Below are 19,274 nucleotides of genomic sequence, written 5' to 3' on the forward strand. Positions count from 1 at the left end.
GCTACGGAACACTTGAATTATGAGTGTATGACCAAAAATTGACCGTTTGTGATTGGACTAGGCGCACTTCTGTCGCGATCTAACTTCTAACCATGCACCCCTGACGGATCATCAACGATCCAGCCAGATGAAAAATCCATCAATCGACCCTCAACCAAGAACAAAATTCGGAGGCATAAATGATGTCACAGCTATCGAGTGTGATCCTGACCCTATTGCAAGTCCTCTCTTATGCTTTCATCTTTGCCATCGGTCTCGCCGTGCTTTGGATCGTGGTGATTTATTTCCGTGACAAGACCCAAACCGAAAGCACTTTGCGTCGCAACTATCCGGTGGTCGCACGGTTCCGCTATTTCTTTGAGCACATGGGCGAGTTCCTTCGTCAGTATTTCTTTGCACAGGACCGCGAAGAGATGCCGTTCAATCGGGCCGAACGGTCCTGGGTATACCGTGCCGCCAAAAACGTGGATTCCACCGTGGCCTTTGGCTCGACCCGTGATTTGCGCCCTACCGGGACGGTTTATTTTGTGAATTGCCCGTTTCCAACGCTGGAACAGGACGCGCAAGAGCCGTCAGCCGTGACCATCGGACCATTTGCGCAACACCCATATACTACCGATTCCGTCTTTAACATTTCCGGCATGAGCTATGGGGCAATCTCGGTTCCGGCCGTGCGGGCGTTGTCATCGGGTGCAAAAGCGGCGGGTATCTGGATCAACACTGGCGAGGGTGGCCTGTCGCCCTATCACTTGGAAAGCGGCGCGGATATCGTTTTCCAGATCGGGACCGGCAAGTTTGGCGTACGCAAACCGGAAGGCGGTTTTGACGAAGACAAGCTGCGCGCAGTTGCGGCCCATGACGCCATAAAGATGTTTGAGATCAAGTTGAGTCAGGGCGCCAAGCCCGGCAAGGGCGGTATTCTGCCCGGCGCCAAGGTCACCGAGGACATTGCTGCAATTCGCGGTCTGAAGGTCGGTCAGGATGCCATCAGCCCTAACCGACACCCCGAAATCAACAGCGTGGGCGATCTGTTGGACATGATAAGCTATGTGCGCGAAGTGAGCGGCAAGCCGGTCGGCTTCAAAGCGGTTATCGGCGCTTACGGATTCTTCGAAAGCCTGTGCCAGGAAATTCTCAAGCGCGGTCCAGAAAGTGCACCAGATTTCGTTACCATCGACAGCTCTGATGGCGGCACGGGCGCTGCCCCGATGAGCCTGATCGACAATATGGGCATGCCTCTGCGTGAAAGCCTGCCGCTGACGGTGGATATGCTCAGGAAGTACGGGCTGAAAGATCGAGTGATGGTCTGCGCCAGCGGCAAGATGATCAACCCGTCCGAAGTGGCATGGGCCTTTTGCGCAGGTGCTGATTTTGTGAACTCAGCGCGGGGATTCATGTTCGCGCTAGGCTGCATTCAGGCCCTGCAGTGCAACAAGAATACATGTCCCACGGGCATCACGACCCACAATCCAAAACTGCAATTCGGGCTTGATCCCGTCAGCAAGGCGGAACGTGTCGCCAGCTATGTTAAGAACATGAAAAAAGAGATTGGGATCATCGCTCACAGTTGCGGTGTGGCTGAACCGCGTCTGCTGAAACGATATCATGCGCGCATCGTTCTGGACAACGGACGCTCGGCATCGATGGATGACCTTTACCCGAAACCACAACAAATGCAGGCAGCTGAATAAACTTATCTGTATAATCAAAGGACACGGCAGCCCCGGCTGCCTGCGGGGCGGCCATTCGCGTTGACCCCGCAAACATCAGGAGATCACATGTCACCTTCAACACCTATCGCAACAATCCCAACCAAAGCGTCGGACCTGTTGGTCGCCGCGCTTGAGGCCGAGGGTGTTGAATACATCTTTGCAGTTCCGGGCGAAGAAAATCTGGACGTTCTGGAATCGCTCAGAACCTCAAAGATTGAGCTGGTGCTAACGCGTCACGAACAGGGCGCGGCCTTCATGGCAGCCACCTATGGACGCCTGACGGGCAAGGCCGGGGTCTGCATGGCAACGCTGGGGCCCGGGGCCACAAACTTTGCCACACCAGCGGCCTATGCACATCTGGGCGGTATGCCGCTGATCATGATCACCGGTCAAAAACCGATCAAGAAATCCAAACAGGGTCAGTTTCAGATCATCGATGTGGTGGGCCTGTTCGCACCAATCTGCAAGATGTCCAAGCAGATCGTGCACGGCAACACCATCCCGTCCCTGATCCGCGAGGCGTTTCGCGTCGCTCAAGAGGAACGCCCCGGCGCGGTGCTGCTGGAACTTCCCGAGGATATCGCAGCCGAGGAAACCGACGAACCTGTGCTGAAACCACATCCGCGCCACTATGCCGTGGCCGGTGACACGGTCCTCAACGAAGCCGCAGATCTGATCCGGGCGGCGAAGATGCCGCTGCTGCTGTTGGGAGCTGGGGCCAATCGCAAACACGCGCGCAGTGCCCTCAGCCAGTTTGTGAAAGACACGCAGATTCCGTTCTTCAACACACAAATGGGTAAGGGCGTGGTGGACGAACGCTCTGATCTATTCCTTGGCACGGCTGCGTTGTCGGACGGAGATTACCTGCACTGCGCCATCGACCGAGCCGATCTGATCATCAATGTGGGCCATGACGTGGTCGAAAAGCCGCCCTTTTTCATGGAGGAAGGCGGCACCAAGGTGATCCACGTGAACTACAAGGCCGCACAGGTCGATCAGGTCTATTTCCCTCAGGTCGAGGTGGTCGGGGATCTGGCACAATCGATTGCGCGGCTGGGCGAAAAGCTGGGCGGGCCGTTGGATTTTGATCGCGCCTATTTTGAGCGCGTCAAACGGGAAACCGACCTGCACACCTCGGCGGGGGCAGATGATCCACGATTCCCGGTGATCCCGCAGCGCTTTGTTGCGGATACGCGCAAGGTTATGGGCGATTGCGACATCATCGCGTTGGACAATGGTATCTACAAGATCTGGTATGCGCGTAATTATCTGGCGTATCAGCCCAACACAGTGTTGCTGGATAACGCGTTGGCCACGATGGGGGCGGGGCTGCCCTCAGCCATGATGGCCGCCAAACTCTATCCCGAACGCCGGGTCATGGCGATTTGCGGCGATGGCGGGTTCATGATGAACAGCCAGGAGATTGAAACCGCAGTCCGGCTAGGTCTGAACCTTGTGGTCACGGTGCTCAATGACAGTTCATACGGCATGATCCGGTGGAAGCAGTCACATGCCGGGTTTGATGATTGGGGGCTGGAATTCAACAATCCCGATTTTGTGCAATATGCCAACAGCTATGGCGCAACTGGCCACCGAATTGAACGCACCGAAGATCTGGTTCCAACCTTTGAGGCCGCATTTGCCGCTGGCGGTGTACATCTGGTCGACCTGCCGGTGGATTACAGCGAAAACCAACGGGTATTGATTGACGAGCTGGCCGCCAAGGTGTGCTTGATATGAGCGGTATCGTAGATGTCGTAAACCCATACAGCCTGCAGTCGATCGGCAGCGTCGAAACCCGTTCGTGGGCTGAGATCGAGCCCATGTTAAGCACCGCGCAGGATCTTCACCGCAATCGTGATGGTTGGCTGCCCGCCTATCAGCGGATCGAAATTCTGAAAGAAACCGCGCGGCTGATGTCTGACCGGGCCGAAGAACTGGCGTTTCTGATCGCCAATGAAGGCGGCAAACCCCTTGTCGATGCCCGTGTCGAGGTCAAGCGCGCCATCGACGGGGTCGAGCTGTGCATTCATGAGATTGGACAGATGACAGGGCGCGAAATCCCGATGGACCTGACCGAGGCCGGGGCAGGACGTGTCGCGTTTACGCAGCGCGAACCGATTGGTGTCGTGGTTGCGGCAAGCGCGTTCAACCACCCGCTCAACCTGATTGTGCATCAGGTTGCCCCGGCAGTGGCCACCGGATGCCCGGTGATCGTCAAACCCGCTTTGGATACACCCATGTCATGTCAGGCCTTTGTGGATATCTTGCATCAGGCCGGTCTGCCCGCCGAATGGTGTTGCTTTGCCCCCTGCCAAAATGATGTGGCCGAGACATTGATTACCGATCCCCGCGTCGGCTTTTTCTCGTTCATTGGCTCGGCGCGGGTGGGTTGGATGTTACGTTCCAAACTGGCACCCGGCACACGTTGTGCGTTGGAACATGGCGGGGTTGCGCCTGTAATTTTGGATGACACCGCCGACATTGATGCGATGATCCCATCCCTAACCAAGGGGGGATTTTATCATTCCGGACAGGTCTGTGTTTCGGTTCAGCGGGTTTTTGCACCGACCGGATCAGCCGTAGAGATCGCTCAAAAACTAGCGGATGCGGCGGCGGCACTGACGGTTGGGGACGCCACCGACCCCAATGTCGATTGCGGCCCCCTTATTCGCCCGACCGAAGTTGACCGCGTCGAACAATGGGTGGACGAGGCGGTTCAAGGCGGTGCGACGCTGCTGACCGGTGGAAAACGACTTGGCCCGACAACCTATGCCCCGACTGTCCTGCTGAATCCGTCTTCTGATGCCCGGGTCTCAACGGCGGAAGTTTTTGGGCCGGTTGTCTGTGTCTATGGCTATGACGCACCGGAGGATGCCTACAGGGCCGCGAATAACTTGCCATTTGCCTTTCAGGCTGCGGTCTTTACCAAAAACTTGGACACGGCGATGCAAGCCATTCAGCGCCTGGATGCCACAGCGGTTATAGTCAACGATCACACTGCGTTCCGGGTCGATTGGATGCCCTTCGCGGGCCGCCGACAGTCAGGCTACAACACAGGTGGGATCGGCTATACTATGCACGACATGACGCATGACAAGATGGCGGTGATCAAGCTATGAGGCTCCGTTGGACTAGAAACTAAAGCTCGATCTAAATGCGATCATGCTTCTCAATCATGCGGTTTATCAAAAAAGTATGGTGACGGCGGTCATCTCTCAGTCTCGCAATGGCTTTGTTGGACAAATCAGGTTCTGTTCGTAGGTTCCTTTCCAACGGACGGACTTATCCCATGGGCACTGTGACGGTTATGCCTAGAGTAGCGGTTTAGGACGGAGACTTGGGCCTGGATTTAGGCATCCTGTCAAGCGAGTCCTACGCCAGCCCTTGCCCAGCAGGCGGTTGCGGAACAATCTACCGAGAGGAAGGCCTAGCAGTCTCATCCAATGCATCTTGGTCTCGACGTGGCTTTGGCGGTGATATCCGATCCAGGTCCGCCATATGGCGCGGCATAGGTATCGCGAGGCAGTGACCGCCTCGTTTCGGGCGATGGCATCTATGTTTGTGGACTTCAAAGATTGGCATTCCTGTGCGGGAGAATGACGGCATGTGCGCCACTCGTGGCCATCGCGTCACGGCATTTGCTTGTCGCAAGCACCGTATGCGGTCACGAAACCGTTGTCCTGATCAACCGGGGTCCGGGCAGTTAACTCAGGTAACAGCGAGCGTCAGCGACATTTCTGGTGGTGACTTCAATGGCGCGCTTCCAGCGTTTCCTTATCAATGCCGGTGTGTATCTTGCGCCAAATCACCGCATAGGGCGTCCATGCTTGCGAGCAAACTATTCAGCTTTACCCTCTGTCTTGATACCCGTGCTGTCGAAAACAAAGGCTCAACGGGTCGCTGTTATCACGGTAAGCAGGTCTACACTCAGCGGCCTTTGTCGACGACACAAGATGCATAAAATCGGGTACTGACCAGTCCAACCTGGCCAAATGCAGTAGGCTTTCTGCAAAGCCGAGGTTTGTCGCAAGTTTTTGCTTATACTTCAGGCCTCCGACGGCAATCCTTACTGCGCCGGATGTCTCCTCCCTCCGCGTCATCGAACTTTCCAACCCATCTCTGCACCGAGAAAATGTCGAAATAAATACTGAGCAGAGATGGCAGCACCAGTGTCACCAGAATCATCGAGGCCGTTAGACCAGCTGCCACCGAGACAACGAGGGGCACTGTGGTTTGCACATGGACCGAGGTGTTGGAGATCAAGGGAAGAAGCCCGGCCACCGTCGTCCCGGTCGACAAGATGATCGGCCGGAAGCGGGCACGGACGGCATCCAGTGCTGCGGCAACGTGGTCGTCTCCTTGCAGGTGGGTTTGGAAGAAAGTCAGGAAAAGGATGGCGTTGTTGACTACAATCCCCGCAAGCGAGGCAAAGCCGATCAGACTGGGCATCGACAGACTCAACCCCATTGCCCAGTGGCCAAGGATCGTGCCGATCAGCGCAAAGGGGATCGACAGCATCACCACCAGCGGCAGCGTGTAGCTGCGGAATTGGAAGGCGAGTACCATATACACGCCGACAAGCCCCAATAGCAGCTTCGTGGCGACCGAAGATTGCGACTTCTGTTGTTCTTCGGTGGCTCCGCCAATTGAGATCGAAATGCCGGGGTATTGTCGCTCCAGTTCCGGCGCGACATCGTTCAGCACGAAGGCCGAAATGGCTGTGGAGGTGGTGGCCTTGCGGTCGATCTGGCCGATGATATTGGCGACGACCCGCCCATCCTTACGTGTGATCGTCGGGTAGGAGGCAGCGAGTTCCATATCGGCCACCGAGATCAGGGCGGTCTGTTTGCCGCCGCCGACGATGATCGGGAATTGTTCCAGCTCGGTGAAGTTCGCGACTGTGTCTCCCAGCTGCACCTGCACGTTCACGCTCGACGCTCCGGTGTGGAACGTGTCGGTCTCCGAGCCTTGAAAGGCCTGGCGGAGCTGCGCCGAGAGCGATTGCGGTGTCAGCCCGACGGTATAACCGTATTCGTTCAGCGTTAGTTTCACTTCTTGACGGCCACCATAGAAATCGGAATAGGCCTCTTTGACGTCAATCCGCTCCAAGAGCCGTGACAGGACTTCGGATGCGGCCGCCTCGATCTCCCCTAGATCGCTTCCCGAGACGTCGATATCGATGTCATTGCCCCCCGGCCCTGCCTCGTTCTGGGCAAAGCTTATCTGGTGAAGGTCTGGAAGCGTGCCGGATTCCGCGCGCCAGACCTGCAGGACCTCGTCGGCACTCACATTGCGCTTCCCAGCTTCCAACAGGTCGACGGTCACCGTCGCGGTGTTCGAGCCATTGTCGTTAACGCTCGAGTTAGAGCCGTAGCTGACAAGGACACGTTCGACCAGCGGCGCGGCGCCCTCAGTTTCAGGGCTGAATTGCGCATCCACCCGTTCGAGGCCCTCGAGAATCTGCTCGACATTGGCCAGGGTGCGATGGCGGGCGATCCCCGAGGTCAGCGCAATCTTTGCTTCGATCGTGTCGCCCTCCACCTCTGGAAAGCCAACCACCTTGACCTGACCGGACGCGACCAACCCGATCGAGAGGACGAGCGCGCCTAGAACGCTGCCGACGGTCAGGTAGCGGGCCCGCGCCAGCGCTGCGGCGGTGGGAATGACAACACCCTCCTTGAACCGCTCCAGCACCCGCGCAGCTGGTCGATCCTTGTACTCGGCGGGCGCCCCCTTCCCGATATGACTCAGGTGATGCGGCAAGATCAGGAAGCCTTCAAGCAAGGACAATGCCAGCGTCATCAGCAGCACCATCGGGATGTATTTGAGCACCTGTCCAAGGTCGCCGTCGATGAACATCAGCGGGCCGAAGACGCAGGCCGTGGTCAGGAAAGAGGACAACACGCCTGGCAAGATCTCCTGCGTGCCGCGCCAGGCAGCTTCCTTGCCGCCGACGCGCCGGCGCCACTTGTCGATATTCTCGGCGATGACGATTGAATCGTCCATGATCAGCCCAACTGCCAGCAGGAGCGCGATGAGCGTGAAAATATTGATGGTGACGCCCAGAGCGCTCATCAGAAACAGCCCGCCGAGGAAGGAAACCGGCAGTGCGGCCGAGATCCAGAGCGCCTCTTTGAGTGTGAAGAACATCCACATCACCGCAAAAACCAGCGCCAAGCCCATCACGATATTGCTGACAATGAGGGAAAGGCGTTCCTCAACGATCTCAGTCATGTTGTTGATGACGGTAATTTCGAATGGCTTCGGCCAAGCTGCGCGCTCCGCCTCCAAAATCGCCTCGACACGTTCGAAAATACGGATGGAATCACCTTCCGACGCCTTCATGATCTGGATGGTCACCGCCTGCGCACCGTTGATGTAGCTTTGCGTGTTCTCGTCGCTGTCGACGATCCGTGCGGTTGCGAGATCCTTGAGCCGGACGATGCCACCGTTCTGGTTCTGCAATACGATCAGGTCTTCGAGATCGGCAACCGAGCGACGCACGTCCGAATAACGCAGCACGAGGCTCTTCTCAGTGGTTTCGACCTCACCCAGCGGCTGCTGGAGCGAGCGGGCGTTGATCGCATCGACCACGTCTTGGCTCGACAGCCCGTAGCGGCGCAGGTCCTCGTCGTCGAAAGTTACGCGCAGCTCTCGATCGGTCAGCCCCGACACGGTAGCTTCGGTCACACCGTCCACACTCTGGAGCGTGCTGGCCAGCTCGTCGGCATATTCCAGCAGTCCTTGCTTGCCGTCGATCCCAGAGATGCCGATCTGTGCGATCATCTCGGTGCGCCCACCTCGCTCGATTGAGGGTGTCTCAGCATCATCGGGGAAGTCGTCCACGCCGGAGACGGCCGAGGAGACGTCGTTGTAGAACTGGATGATATCGCCGCCGGTCTCCAGCTCGGCCGTGGCTGAGGCACGTCCGTCGATGGAGAGACAATAAAGTTCCTCTAATCCGTCAGTACCGGAAATCGCATCCTCCAGCCGGGTACAGATATCCTCGTCCACATCGACGGCCGAGGCGCCGGGATAGGAGATAGAGACCAGAACGGTGGAGGCGGTGGTGTCGGGAAAGGTCTCGCGTTCGATATCGCTGACGGTTGCGAGACCCAGGGTGCAAATCAACGCCATCAGAAGGTTGGACGCAACGGGGTGACGGACGAACCAGGCAATCATGTCACTGCTCCGCCGTGGGCATGACAAGATCCAACGCCATGCCGATCACCGGCGGGGATGGCTCGCTCAGCACCAGCCGGTCGCCGCCCTCCAGCCCACTGAGGATAATGGCGCCCTCGCCGATGGAATGACCGACCTTGACCGCGGATTTGGCAAGCCGGTCCTGCGCATCCGCGAGGTAGACAAACGCAGCGCCATCGTCGCCATAGCGCAAAGCGCTGCGCGGAACGACGATGGTGTTCTCCATCGGCTCCGAGCTGAAGATGACCGAGACAAATGCACCGGATTCAAGCGGGCCGCGTTGCAGGTGCGGCTGCCCGATTGTCGGATCCTCGACCCGGACGACAACGCCCATGGTTGCGGTGTCGGCGTCGAGTGTGCCGCGCATACGTTCCAACTTCGCCGGCCATGACAGGACGCGGTTTTCAAGCGAGACGCGCACTTCTGCCGAAATCCCGGCATCCGTCAGGAACTCCATGACCCGGGAGGTGTCTATGCCCTCGGCGGGAGCCTCGCCCTTGCCGCGTGCCGCCATAAAGATCGGCGCGAAGGTTTTCGGCTGAACCTCGGCGGTTACTTCGGCGGCCGAAGTGTCGTCCAGGACCAACAATATGTCGCCGGTACGAACGAACTGTCCGGCCTCGACGCCAATCTCTGAGACCCGGCCGCGAAATGGCGCGGAGATCTTGGCTTTCTCGATCGACCGCTCAGCCTCGCGTAGTTCGGACATCCGCACAGCGCGTGTCGCCTCCAGGCTCTCGCGTTGCGCTGGATAGAGCGCCAGCGTGTTCTCCAGGGTGAGCACCGAATTCGACTGTGCCAGCAGGGTTTTTTGCGCGGTATCGAGCGCGGCCTGTGTCGAGGCGCCGCGTTCAACCAGCGAGGCGACGCGGTCATACTCGTTCTGCGCCACAGCTTTCGTCCGCTCCTGCAACTCCAGCGTCTTGCGGGTGTTTTCTTCCTGCCGTTCGCTCTCGCGCAGCTGGGCCTCGACCGAGGTGATATTTGCCTGCGCCTTCTGGCGGGCAAGCTCGTAATCCGTCACGTCGATCTCGAACAGCACATCGCCGGCTTCGACGACGCTTCCGACGGCAAGGTCCCCGGGGATCGCGTCGATCCGCCCCTCGACCTCGGAAACGGCTGACCAGTCCCGAGCTGGCTCGACCCGTCCATAGCCGATGACAGTGGCCGAGACTGGTTGCGGTAGGATCTCCATCGCGCGCACCGCGAGACGGGTTTCTTCGTGACGGGTGACGTCCTCGGACAGTTCCCGAGTCATCCAGTTGAAGCCGAGCACAGCAATCACGAGTGGGGGCAGGATCGCCAATGGGCGGAAGTTCATAAAACAGCTCCATCTTGAGCTATGTCAGCTGGGAACTCGGCACGCTTTGCCGTTTGGCGCTGACGAAATAGCACTGGGCGCGGCGCGGCGCGGATCGGATAGGAGCGCCTGCAGCTTTCAATTCCGTGATGGCAAGAAGCGCATGGTCACAAAACTGAGGACAGCACATGGGAGTGAACGGCACGGAGAATACCCCGCTATGCGTCATTCAGTGACAATGCTCCACTGCTTCAAAGACGCCTCGACCTCATCGCAGGATTCCAACGAGAGTGGCCGTTTCACCCACGGACCCGCTGGGACTGTTTCCGATGCTACTACCACGCAATTAGATTGGTCCTCGTTTAGTCGCAGAGTCTGATCTGTTTCGTCGTAAATGAACTTTTGGCGAGGATGATCACTGCATTCCAACAGTGCAAATTCCGACTTTCCTGTGGCAATTAAGGCCTGCATGCAGAAGCCTTCAAACGGGTAAGATCCGACCTGCATGGTGTCTACATTGTACTCAAAACGCGTGTCATGACCTGCATAGCTACGTGGTTCACCCTCACTGGGTGGTTTGCAAGAATGGGTCTGCAAAAGATCAGACTGCCCGGCCCCATATGTATCAATGCAAAACCCATATCCGTTTGGTTCGTCGTGGTTTTCACTGAGGACGATATATGGTGCTTCTGACGGAACCTGTGGTGCGTCAGCATTGGCAACGCCAGCCGCACCAAGCAGCGTGGCTGTGAACAGCGTAAGTCGCATTATGTGTCCTTTTCTAAGGCTGATTGAAGGGGATAGTTTAATTACACTTCAATATACTTTCAAGTCAAACTATTTCAATTAGAACTAATTTGACAAATTGCTTAAATCACTGTAATTAATACACAAGATTTCTCAAAGTGAGCCCATGAAACGTCAGCACGCACGAATCCATCCCTTCCTACACTCAGCTGCGATTTTGGAAAAGCAACTGGAAAGCTTGCTTGGATCGTCCGGGATACGGCATCGCCAGGCCCTTGTTCTGGATGCGCTACAGAAGATTGGACCATCCTCTCAGCAGCACCTCGTCAAACATTTCAGCGTCTCACCTGGAACCATGAGCTCAATGATCTCCAGGCTTGAAGCACTTGGATATGTGCAACGCGAGACTAGTCCAACAGACCGGCGCGCTGATGTGATCAAAATCACACCTAGCGGACAGTCGGTTTTGCTGGGAGTCGCAGAGGTTTGGGAAGAAGGCGACAAGTTAATAGAAAACATCCTGGGATCAGAGGACAGCAAACGGCTCTTCGCGCTCACAGAGCAACTCAGCAGAGCGCTTGGTGGTGGCCCGCCGACGATCGAGACACCTGACTAAAAATATGGAGGCAGAACTGTCGCGTTTGTGAGAGTAGGTTTGACTGCCGAGCGGACGTTCATTCTTTGCCCATCATTCGACACATTGGACACGAAGCCGTCATTCTCCGCAGATCTTTAACCTCGGTCGATGTCGCTACACGGACCCTGCCACCGGCAAGGCGTTTCTTCCCGGTTCCGAGTTTCTGTCTCATCTCCACCCCCTGGTGGTTACGGTGTGCCTGAAACCCTCCCCTAAGGAAGCAAAATCCGCTTCGCCGTCCCTTGAACACTGTGCGGCAAAGATCTGGAGAGAGCCCAGAGTGACCAATGCTGCAGATTGTATGGACGTCGGCTTCTTTGAAACGAGTGGGAAACGTGAGTTGATCTGCTTACATCGTTCGACGACCGGCGTCGCGTTTCCGATGCGTTTCCAAAACCAATACGGACAACGCTAAATCACCTAGCGCGTGTCCACGAAAGATGAATGCCGTTCGATCCTCACGCGCGTTGCGTCCATTTGTTTCGCCAGTCACCAAACCAGCTAGATCACCGTGGATGAACTCAGGATCACACAGCTTGTAGGGCAACGAAGCTTCTTGCTTGAGGTCATCGATCACGACGCAATCGAGCGTGCCAAGGCTGTCGCGCTTCCATGGGGCAGCAAGATCGACGACAGCCGCAAATGACCCTGCCTTCATCCCAGACGCGTCGAGAAACGGGGCTGCACCGCCGGTATGTGTGACGGTGGTCACCAGCAAGTCGCAGCTGGCCGCAACCTCTTGCCCGGAAGCACACGCAGTCGAGGGTATGCCACGTACTTTGGCTTGCTCTGCGAGCCGGTCCTGATTGGCCTGGCCGCGGCCAAAATAGCACATGTGTTCAAGGTCGAAGATGTCGGCAAATGCGTCAAGGTGGCTGCGTGCCTGAGCACCGCACCCCACAAAGCCGATGGTTTTTGCATCCGAGTTGGCCATATATTTTGCAGCCATCGCACTAAGCCCCGCCGTGCGCACCTCGGTGATCCAGTTGCCATCAAGCACGGCAGCCGGCAATCCCGTGACGCTGTCGAGCATTGTCACAAGACCGTTGATCTGCGGCAGACCGTTTGCGTTGTTTTCGGGGTTCAGCACGACCGTTTTGACAGCAAGTAGAGATGGATCATCCATCGCCGCCAGAGCGGCCATCATATAACGCGGATCATCAGGTGGCGTGATCACTGCTTTAGGTGCGCCCCAGACAGTGCCGTTCACGCTCCCACGAATAGCACATTCGATGCTATCGACGATTTGCTCGGTGGTTAGACCCAATCCGATCATATCGTCCTGCGACAAATAAGGGATGTTCATATCGGCCATTCTCAGCTCCCCTTCAAATCGGGCCAAGTATCACTCAGGCGGTACCCTTCGGGCCAGGGGTCTTTGGGATCAAGCATATGCTGATGTGTGCCTGTAATCCACGCGCGGCCCGTGATTTCAGGGATTATCGCGGGCGTGTCACCTAGCGTAGTTCTCTCGGCGATCCGTCCGTGGAATTCCGAGTTAATGATTGAACGGGCCGTGAAGGTCTCCCCCACTTGCATCTCGCCGCGTGCATGAAGCAGTGCCATGCGTGCAGAGGCGGCTGTACCCGTAGGTGAGCGGTCGATTTTTCCAGGCTGGATCGCGACGGCAGCCGAGGTGGTCAGGTGGCTCCCTTCGCGTGTGATTGGTCCTGCGAACAGGCAAAAGGAGAAATGTTTCCAATCGGGATTGGTTGGATGGCGGAACATTAGCTGTTCATTGGCCGCATTGGTAATCGACACGCCAAGTTCTGCCAGCGCCCTGGCCTCGGACGCGACAAGTTCGAACCCGAGGGTTGCCGCATCCACCACAACAAAGCTGTCACCGCCAAAGGCTGTGTCGACGGTTAATTGGCCGATACCCTTCACATCCAAAGGTACGCGCAATGCACCCGCATAGGATGGCAGATTGCGCACGGTGATCCGCTCTGCCTTGCCGTTCCGGCACTCGGCGTGCACGCGGACCAGTCCACCGGGTGCTTCGAGTACCATCTTGGTTACGGGTTCGGTCATTGGAATGATCCCGCTATCCAGCAGTACCGTTGAGACACAGATCGAGTTGGACCCGGACATCGGCGGCGTGTCTTCTGGTTCCATGATGATCCAGCCCATTTGTGCCTCTGGATGCACCGGAGGGACCAAAAGATTCACATGGCGAAACACGCCACCGCGTGGCTCGTTCAGCATGAAGTTGCGGAGGGTCTGATCCTTGGCGATCCAACTGCGTTGTTCCCAAAGGGTCTCGCCGGGTGGCGATGCCACCCCGCCAACGATCACATCGCCGACTTCGCCTTCTGCATGGCAGGATACGACGTGAATGGTTTTGCTGCTGCGCATGCTAGATATCCTTTACCAAACGCAAGGCGTCATAGATCGCCGCATGTGTGTTGCGTGCCGATACTGCATCGCCAATGCGGAACAGTTGGAAGGTGCCTGCTTCATTGCGCTGAATGGTTTGCGGAGTGCCCTCGATCAGCGCGTCATAGTTGACCTCGCCTAAATTCGACGACGATGGTTTGAGATCAAAATACAGATCGTCGAGCGGCAAGGTGCCATAGTTCACGACAACCTGATCGACCTGGGTCTCGTAACTGTAATCGCTGTAATCGGTCCCAATTGTGGCGGTCAATGTGTTGCCACTGCGCACAACCCCCATCAAGCGCCGCGCGATGCTAAAGGTCACGTCCTTATCCTGAAGCGCGCGCATGTAAGGCACCAAATTCATCGCCATCACGCCCGGAGAGACACTGCGGTCCGGCGTCATAACCTCGACCGCGGACCCCGCATTTGCGGCAATCTCAGCGGCTTGCAAGGCTGGATGATCACCGCTTTCGTCGTAGATGAGAACCTTGCCCGCGGGCTTTACATCGCCCGAGATCAGATCCCAGGTGGACACAACATTCGCCTGCTCACCTTTCTGTTCAAACAGTTCCAGATTGGGTATGCCGCCCGTCGCCACAATGACCACATCCGGGTTGAGGGTGGTGATGTCGTCGGCCTCGGCCCAGGTGTTGAAATGGAATATCACATCACGTGCTGCACATTGCGCCATGCGCCAATCAATGATCCCGGTCATCTCCCGGCGGCGAGGTGTTTGTGCGGTCAGGCGCACCTGTCCACCGGGCGCATCTGCAGCCTCAAACACAGTCACAGCATGGCCACGTTCTGCGGCGATGCGAGCGGCTTCCAACCCTGCTGGACCTGCACCGACGATTACAACCTTCTTCGCAACCCCCGCTTTTGCAATCTCATGCGGCATCGATAATTCACGCCCGGTAGCAGCGTTGTGGATGCATAACGCCTCGCCTGCTTGATAAATGCGGTCAAGGCAGTACGTCGCGCCAACGCAGGGGCGAATGTCATCTTCACGCCCTTCAATGATTTTGCGCACGATGTGTGGATCAGCCATGTGAGCGCGGGTCATGCCGACCATATCGAGCAGACCAGCTTGCACAGCATGTCGCGCAGTGGCCACGTCAGGGATGCGAGCGGCGTGGAAGGTTGGCATACCCGTTGCCTTGCGCACTTCTCCTGCGAAATCGAGGTGCGGAGCAGACTTCATACCTTGAACAGGAATCATATCCGTCAAAGCTGGATCGGTATGGATGCGTCCCCTGATCACGTTCAGAAAATCAACCTGCCCCGTGGCCGAGATGCGTTTTGAAATCTCCAACCCCTCGTCGTGGGTGATGCCACCCTTTTGCGCCTCATCAGCCGTGTAGCGCAGCCCGACGATAAAGTCTGCGCCGACGCGCTTGCGGATTGCCTCGACCACATCGAGCGGGAACCGCATGCGATTTTCGAGCGTGTCAGCACCATATGGACCCGTCAGATCATTGGTCAGCGGTGACCAGAATTGGTCCAATAAATGACCGTAAACCTGCAACTCGATCCCGTCCATACCGCCCGCCTGCATCCGCTGCGCAGCATCAGCGAAGTCAGATACAATCCGATCAATGTCCCAATCCTCGATCAACTTTGGAAAAGCGTGGTGGGCAGGTTCGCGGTGTTTTGACGATGACACAGACGGCAACCAATCGCCCTTGTTCCAACTCGTGCGCCGCCCCAAGTGGGTCAACTGGATCATCACAGCGCAGTTATGTTCATGCACCGCGTCTGTCAGGTTTTGGATCCACGGTACAACCTCATCCTTAAAGGCAAGGATATTGTTGAACACGGGTGGGCTGTCTCGGCTGACCGCAGCGGACCCCGCCGTCATCGCAAGGGCCACACCCGCCTTGGCCCGTTCGGCGTGATAGGCCGCGTAGCGTTCCTTGGGCATGCCGTCTTGTGGGTAGGCAGGTTCATGGCTGGTCGTCATGATCCGATTGCGCAATGTGAGGTGTTTCAACTGATAAGGTTGAAGCAATGGATCAGTGGACATTGTGGCCTCCCTAAGTGTTGATTATTGACACTTGTGTCAAGTTAACATTTCCGCAATTGACACTACTGTCAAGTTCTTTAAGAATCCAACTATGAAAAAGGACGAAACAGCCAAGGCCCGCGCGACCCGAGAAACATGGATTGACGCCGCCTATGCGCTCTTCGTGAGCGATGGGATTGAGGCGGTGAAGATCATGCCGCTTGCAAAAACACTCAATTTGACGCGCACTGGTTTCTATTGGCACTTCAAGGATCTGTCCGATCTTCATGACGCCATCCTAGACATCTGGCAGAACCGGAACACTGGCGTCATCTTGGAGCGGTGCGCAGTTCCAGCCGACAGTCTCTGCGCGGGTCTATTTAACCTAATTGATTGCTGGATTGACCAAGATCTTTTCGATGCGCCGCTGGATCTTGCAATCCGTAACTGGGCGCGCAACGATCCACGGCTGCAAACCTTCGTCGACAAATCTGACGAAGATCGGTTGGTTGCAGTCAAAGCCCTGTTTGAACGATTTGGAATAACAGGGGACGCGGCCCATTACCGTGCGCTCACCGTGCTTCTAACACAGACCGGGTATTATTCCATGCATGTGACAGAGCCCCGTTCACAACGAGCGGTAGCTGGATGCCGATATGTCGAGATATTTTCAGGCGACATGCCAACGCAGGCCGAAAAAGACGCGTTCTTAGAGCGTCACCGCTAAACCGGCGTCTGAAGTTATGGGCCAAGCCTCTCTCATTTTTTGCGAGACTGTTCGCACTCGTATGCTGCACAGTTGAGCGTAAATCGGTATTCGTTCGGGTCTCGCCATACCTGACTTTGGAACAAACGCGGCGAAATGGGGCTTTGTTCGCACCTTCCCAATTCGATGATGTCATTGCCAAAGGGAGCCTTGCTGGTCAGCCGTAGTTCATTCATCGAGCGGCGAAATCTGACTGTGAGCCCAACTTGCCCATTCGACAGAGTGCAGGGAAGGTCGGTTTTTTCATGGTTTGGCCATAAATGCGGCTCGGATCGCGGCCTTCATAGCGTCCTGAGGCCCTTGTACTTTCGGCTTGCTGGATGCCATCACCAGCTTGGAGGTGGGCGTGTTTCCGAGGCCCAATGCATCGTTCACCACAGATAGGCTGCCGTGCAGCGAGGAGCGACCGAGCAGACCCACTGCGATCCCGGCTTCTACTGCTGCAATCACACCAGAGACGCTTTGGCTGGAGTAGACAACGCGATATGGCTTTCCACGGGCTTGTAATGAAATGACCGCCGCGTCGCGCCACCAGCACGCATGATCGAACAAGGCCACTGGAAGGCTTTCATCGGCCCGAAAGTGCCGGTACGCCGACGACACCCAACATGTCGGGTCTTCATAAACAACCTCCTCGTGACTGGACGGGCTTTCGACCTCATAGACCGCAAGGTCCAGCGACCCCTTATTGAGGGCTTCTGGAAAACTTGTGCTCAAGGCGCAGGTGACATCCAGTTCGACTTTCGGATTTTGACGGGCAAAGGTCGCAATGATCGCCGCAAGCCTGGCGCGCCCATGATCGTCGGGTATGCCCAAACGCAGTCTGCCGCTTACTGTGTTCTGTGAAATCTCTCGTAGTGCCGCGTCGAGACGCGCCGTCACCTCCTGCGCGACTGGAAATAGCTTTCGTCCCGTGTCGCTCAGGACCACCCCGCGACCATGCCTGTCAAAGACCGGCTGACCCAGGATCGCTTCGAGGCGCTTGATCTGAAGACTTGTCGCAGATTGCGACCGGTGGATGCGGGCAGCACCGTCCGTGACGCTTCCGGCATCAGCCACGGCGACGAAGGTTCGCAGAAGATCGCTATCAAGATTTTCCATCTGTTTTTCCAATACCGGAAATTGAAACTATGCGTTTCACAGATGCCTTGTGCCGCACTATTTTTCAAGGTCAGAGGAGTATCCCATGTCAGATCAGACAGCTGCCCACCAACCATCTAACCGGAAACCCCTGGTGTGGGGCGTGTCTTTGCTGCTGCTGGCAGGCGTCGGTCTTGCCTGGCCGGAACACGCGGTAAACGCAGCAAAGTTTGTCCTAAGGGGCCTGATTGTCGTGGCCCCCATCGTCATTCCGGGCATCGTGCTTGCAGCCTGGATCATCGCAAGCGGCGCGGATACTCACATCGCTGGTGCCTTCGAGGGCAGGACACTGAGAACGGTTTTGGCGGCCTCGCTCATTGGAGCCATCACGCCCGTATGCGGTGTGACCGTGCTGCCTTTGATGGCCGGATTGCTGGCTGCGGGCGTACCACTCGCCCCGATCATGGCCTTCTGGCTGTCTTCTCCGATAACGGACCCTGCAATGCTCGCGACAACAGCGGCAACCCTTGGTCTGAGCTTTGCGATTGGCAAGACGCTTGCCGCCTTCGGATTGGGTCTATTCGGTGGCGCGATCACCGGCCTGTTCGCCAAGACGCCCTGGGCCATGAATGCGCTTCGGGACAATGGCCTGGCGCGCCAGCTAAGTGCTGCACGATGCGGCGAAGATCAGCCCTTTGATCCTTGGGTCTGGCGGTCTGAGGCGCGACGTCATTCCTTCAGCAAACAGGTTTGGGCAACTACGCGGCTTATCCTGATTTGCCTGATCCCGGCATTTGCCGCGGAGTATGCCTTGAACGCGGCCCTTACGCCGGGCGCACTGGCTGCATATGTTGGCGAAGACAAATGGTGGGCCATACCCGCCGCTGTCTTCGTCGGTGCCCCGGCCTATATCGACGGTTACGCCGCGCTCCCACTGACACGCGGGTTGATCGACAACGGCATGTCCGAAGGCGCGGCAATGGCGTTCCTTGTTTCGGGCGGCGCGGTCAGCATTTGGGGTGCTATGGCCATCGCACCGGTGCTCAAATTGCAACCATTCATGCTCTATCTGTTGCTTGCAGTTCTAGGGTCGCTCGGGGCGGGGTATGTCTTTGGGTGGATCGTCTGAGATTCAGCGTTAACGGGACGCAGACGTTCAGCGAACGGCAGCAAAGTCCCGCGTTGCAGTCGTCTTCGAACCGCGTCTCGAATGGCAGCTTTCTGCAACCACTGGATGATTTACCGCATCGTAACGAACCACGAACTTTGACAGAAGGGATCAATCGCAAATGGCGGCAGACCTTCCACCTCATCACTTTCCTGCCGTGGGCCAGCGGGATTTGGACAAGCCAAACGCCCCTGGCCGTTAGGGTGAGGGCGCTGCCCTCCCCCTCGGGTAACCCTATTAGACAGGGCCGTATCCTCGGCTGTGCCTGCGGGCCGCA

General features: G+C 57.1%; 13 protein-coding genes. 6 read left to right on the forward strand and 7 right to left on the reverse strand.

Translation table 11 applies throughout. From position 1 onward, the window contains the following. Nucleotides 1–182 precede the first annotated feature (182 nt). From AC2FID_RS16070 to AC2FID_RS16080, 3 genes are all read left to right on the forward strand, one after another. Nucleotides 183–1,691, forward strand: coding sequence for an FMN-binding glutamate synthase family protein (locus tag AC2FID_RS16070; protein ID WP_496837683.1), 1,509 nt, complete (start codon nt 183–185; stop codon nt 1,689–1,691). An 87-nt stretch (nt 1,692–1,778) separates the two neighbouring features. Beyond that, nucleotides 1,779–3,452 carry an acetolactate synthase large subunit gene (locus AC2FID_RS16075; protein ID WP_109310516.1) on the forward strand — a complete coding sequence of 558 codons (1,674 nt, stop codon included), beginning with the start codon at nt 1,779–1,781 and terminating at the stop codon, nt 3,450–3,452. Beyond that, nucleotides 3,449–4,834: an aldehyde dehydrogenase family protein gene (locus AC2FID_RS16080; protein ID WP_496837662.1), complete on the forward strand. Its 1,386-nt coding sequence runs from the start codon at nt 3,449–3,451 to the stop codon at nt 4,832–4,834. Before AC2FID_RS16075 ends, AC2FID_RS16080 begins: the two co-directional genes overlap by 4 nt. Nucleotides 4,835–5,753: 919 nt before the next feature. Here AC2FID_RS16080 and AC2FID_RS16085 read toward each other — a convergent pair. The 3 genes from AC2FID_RS16085 to AC2FID_RS16095 form a co-directional block, all read right to left on the reverse strand. Then, nucleotides 5,754–8,897, reverse strand: a complete 3,144-nt coding sequence (locus tag AC2FID_RS16085) for an efflux RND transporter permease subunit (RefSeq protein WP_496837663.1) — start codon at nt 8,895–8,897, stop codon at nt 5,754–5,756. 1 nt (nt 8,898) lies between these two features. Further along, complete coding sequence (locus AC2FID_RS16090; RefSeq protein WP_496837664.1) at nt 8,899–10,239, reverse strand: efflux RND transporter periplasmic adaptor subunit; 1,341 nt, start codon at nt 10,237–10,239, stop codon at nt 8,899–8,901. A gap of 204 nt (nt 10,240–10,443) precedes the next feature. After that, complete coding sequence (locus AC2FID_RS16095; protein ID WP_496837666.1) at nt 10,444–10,986, reverse strand: hypothetical protein; 543 nt, start codon at nt 10,984–10,986, stop codon at nt 10,444–10,446. Between the two features lie 145 nt (nt 10,987–11,131). Between AC2FID_RS16095 and AC2FID_RS16100 the strand changes: the two genes are divergently transcribed. Then, nucleotides 11,132–11,581, forward strand: a complete 450-nt coding sequence (locus AC2FID_RS16100; RefSeq protein WP_496837668.1) for a MarR family winged helix-turn-helix transcriptional regulator — start codon at nt 11,132–11,134, stop codon at nt 11,579–11,581. Between the two features lie 370 nt (nt 11,582–11,951). Here AC2FID_RS16100 and AC2FID_RS16105 read toward each other — a convergent pair whose 3' ends face one another. Genes AC2FID_RS16105 through AC2FID_RS16115 form a run of 3 tightly spaced genes read right to left on the reverse strand, consistent with a single transcriptional unit; the run spans nt 11,952 to nt 16,004 of the window. After that, a complete protein-coding gene (locus tag AC2FID_RS16105; protein ID WP_496837669.1) occupies nt 11,952–12,917 on the reverse strand; it encodes an ornithine cyclodeaminase family protein in 966 nt (321 codons plus the stop codon). Nucleotides 12,918–12,919: 2 nt separating this feature from the next. Then, entirely contained in the window at nt 12,920–13,957 is a 1,038-nt protein-coding gene (locus AC2FID_RS16110) for a trans-3-hydroxy-L-proline dehydratase (protein WP_496837671.1), read from the reverse strand. A 1-nt stretch (nt 13,958) separates the two neighbouring features. Next, entirely contained in the window at nt 13,959–16,004 is a 2,046-nt protein-coding gene (locus tag AC2FID_RS16115) for an oxidoreductase (protein ID WP_496837673.1), read from the reverse strand. A 91-nt stretch (nt 16,005–16,095) separates the two neighbouring features. Here AC2FID_RS16115 and AC2FID_RS16120 point away from each other — a divergent pair, with 91 nt between their 5' ends. Next, nucleotides 16,096–16,710, forward strand: coding sequence for a TetR/AcrR family transcriptional regulator (locus tag AC2FID_RS16120; RefSeq protein ID WP_496698217.1), 615 nt, complete (start codon nt 16,096–16,098; stop codon nt 16,708–16,710). A 282-nt stretch (nt 16,711–16,992) separates the two neighbouring features. Here the strand turns inward: AC2FID_RS16120 and AC2FID_RS16125 are convergent, their stop codons facing one another. Beyond that, the gene (locus tag AC2FID_RS16125; RefSeq protein ID WP_496837675.1) at nt 16,993–17,850 is read right to left on the reverse strand and encodes a LysR substrate-binding domain-containing protein; all 858 of its coding nucleotides are present in this window, start codon (nt 17,848–17,850) and stop codon (nt 16,993–16,995) included. Nucleotides 17,851–17,935: 85 nt separating this feature from the next. Here AC2FID_RS16125 and AC2FID_RS16130 point away from each other — a divergent pair, with 85 nt between their 5' ends. Then, a complete protein-coding gene (locus AC2FID_RS16130) occupies nt 17,936–18,958 on the forward strand; it encodes a permease (RefSeq protein WP_496698213.1) in 1,023 nt (340 codons plus the stop codon). Nucleotides 18,959–19,274: the final 316 nt, after the last annotated feature.

Source organism: Ruegeria sp. CDSC068 (genome assembly GCF_059610545.1).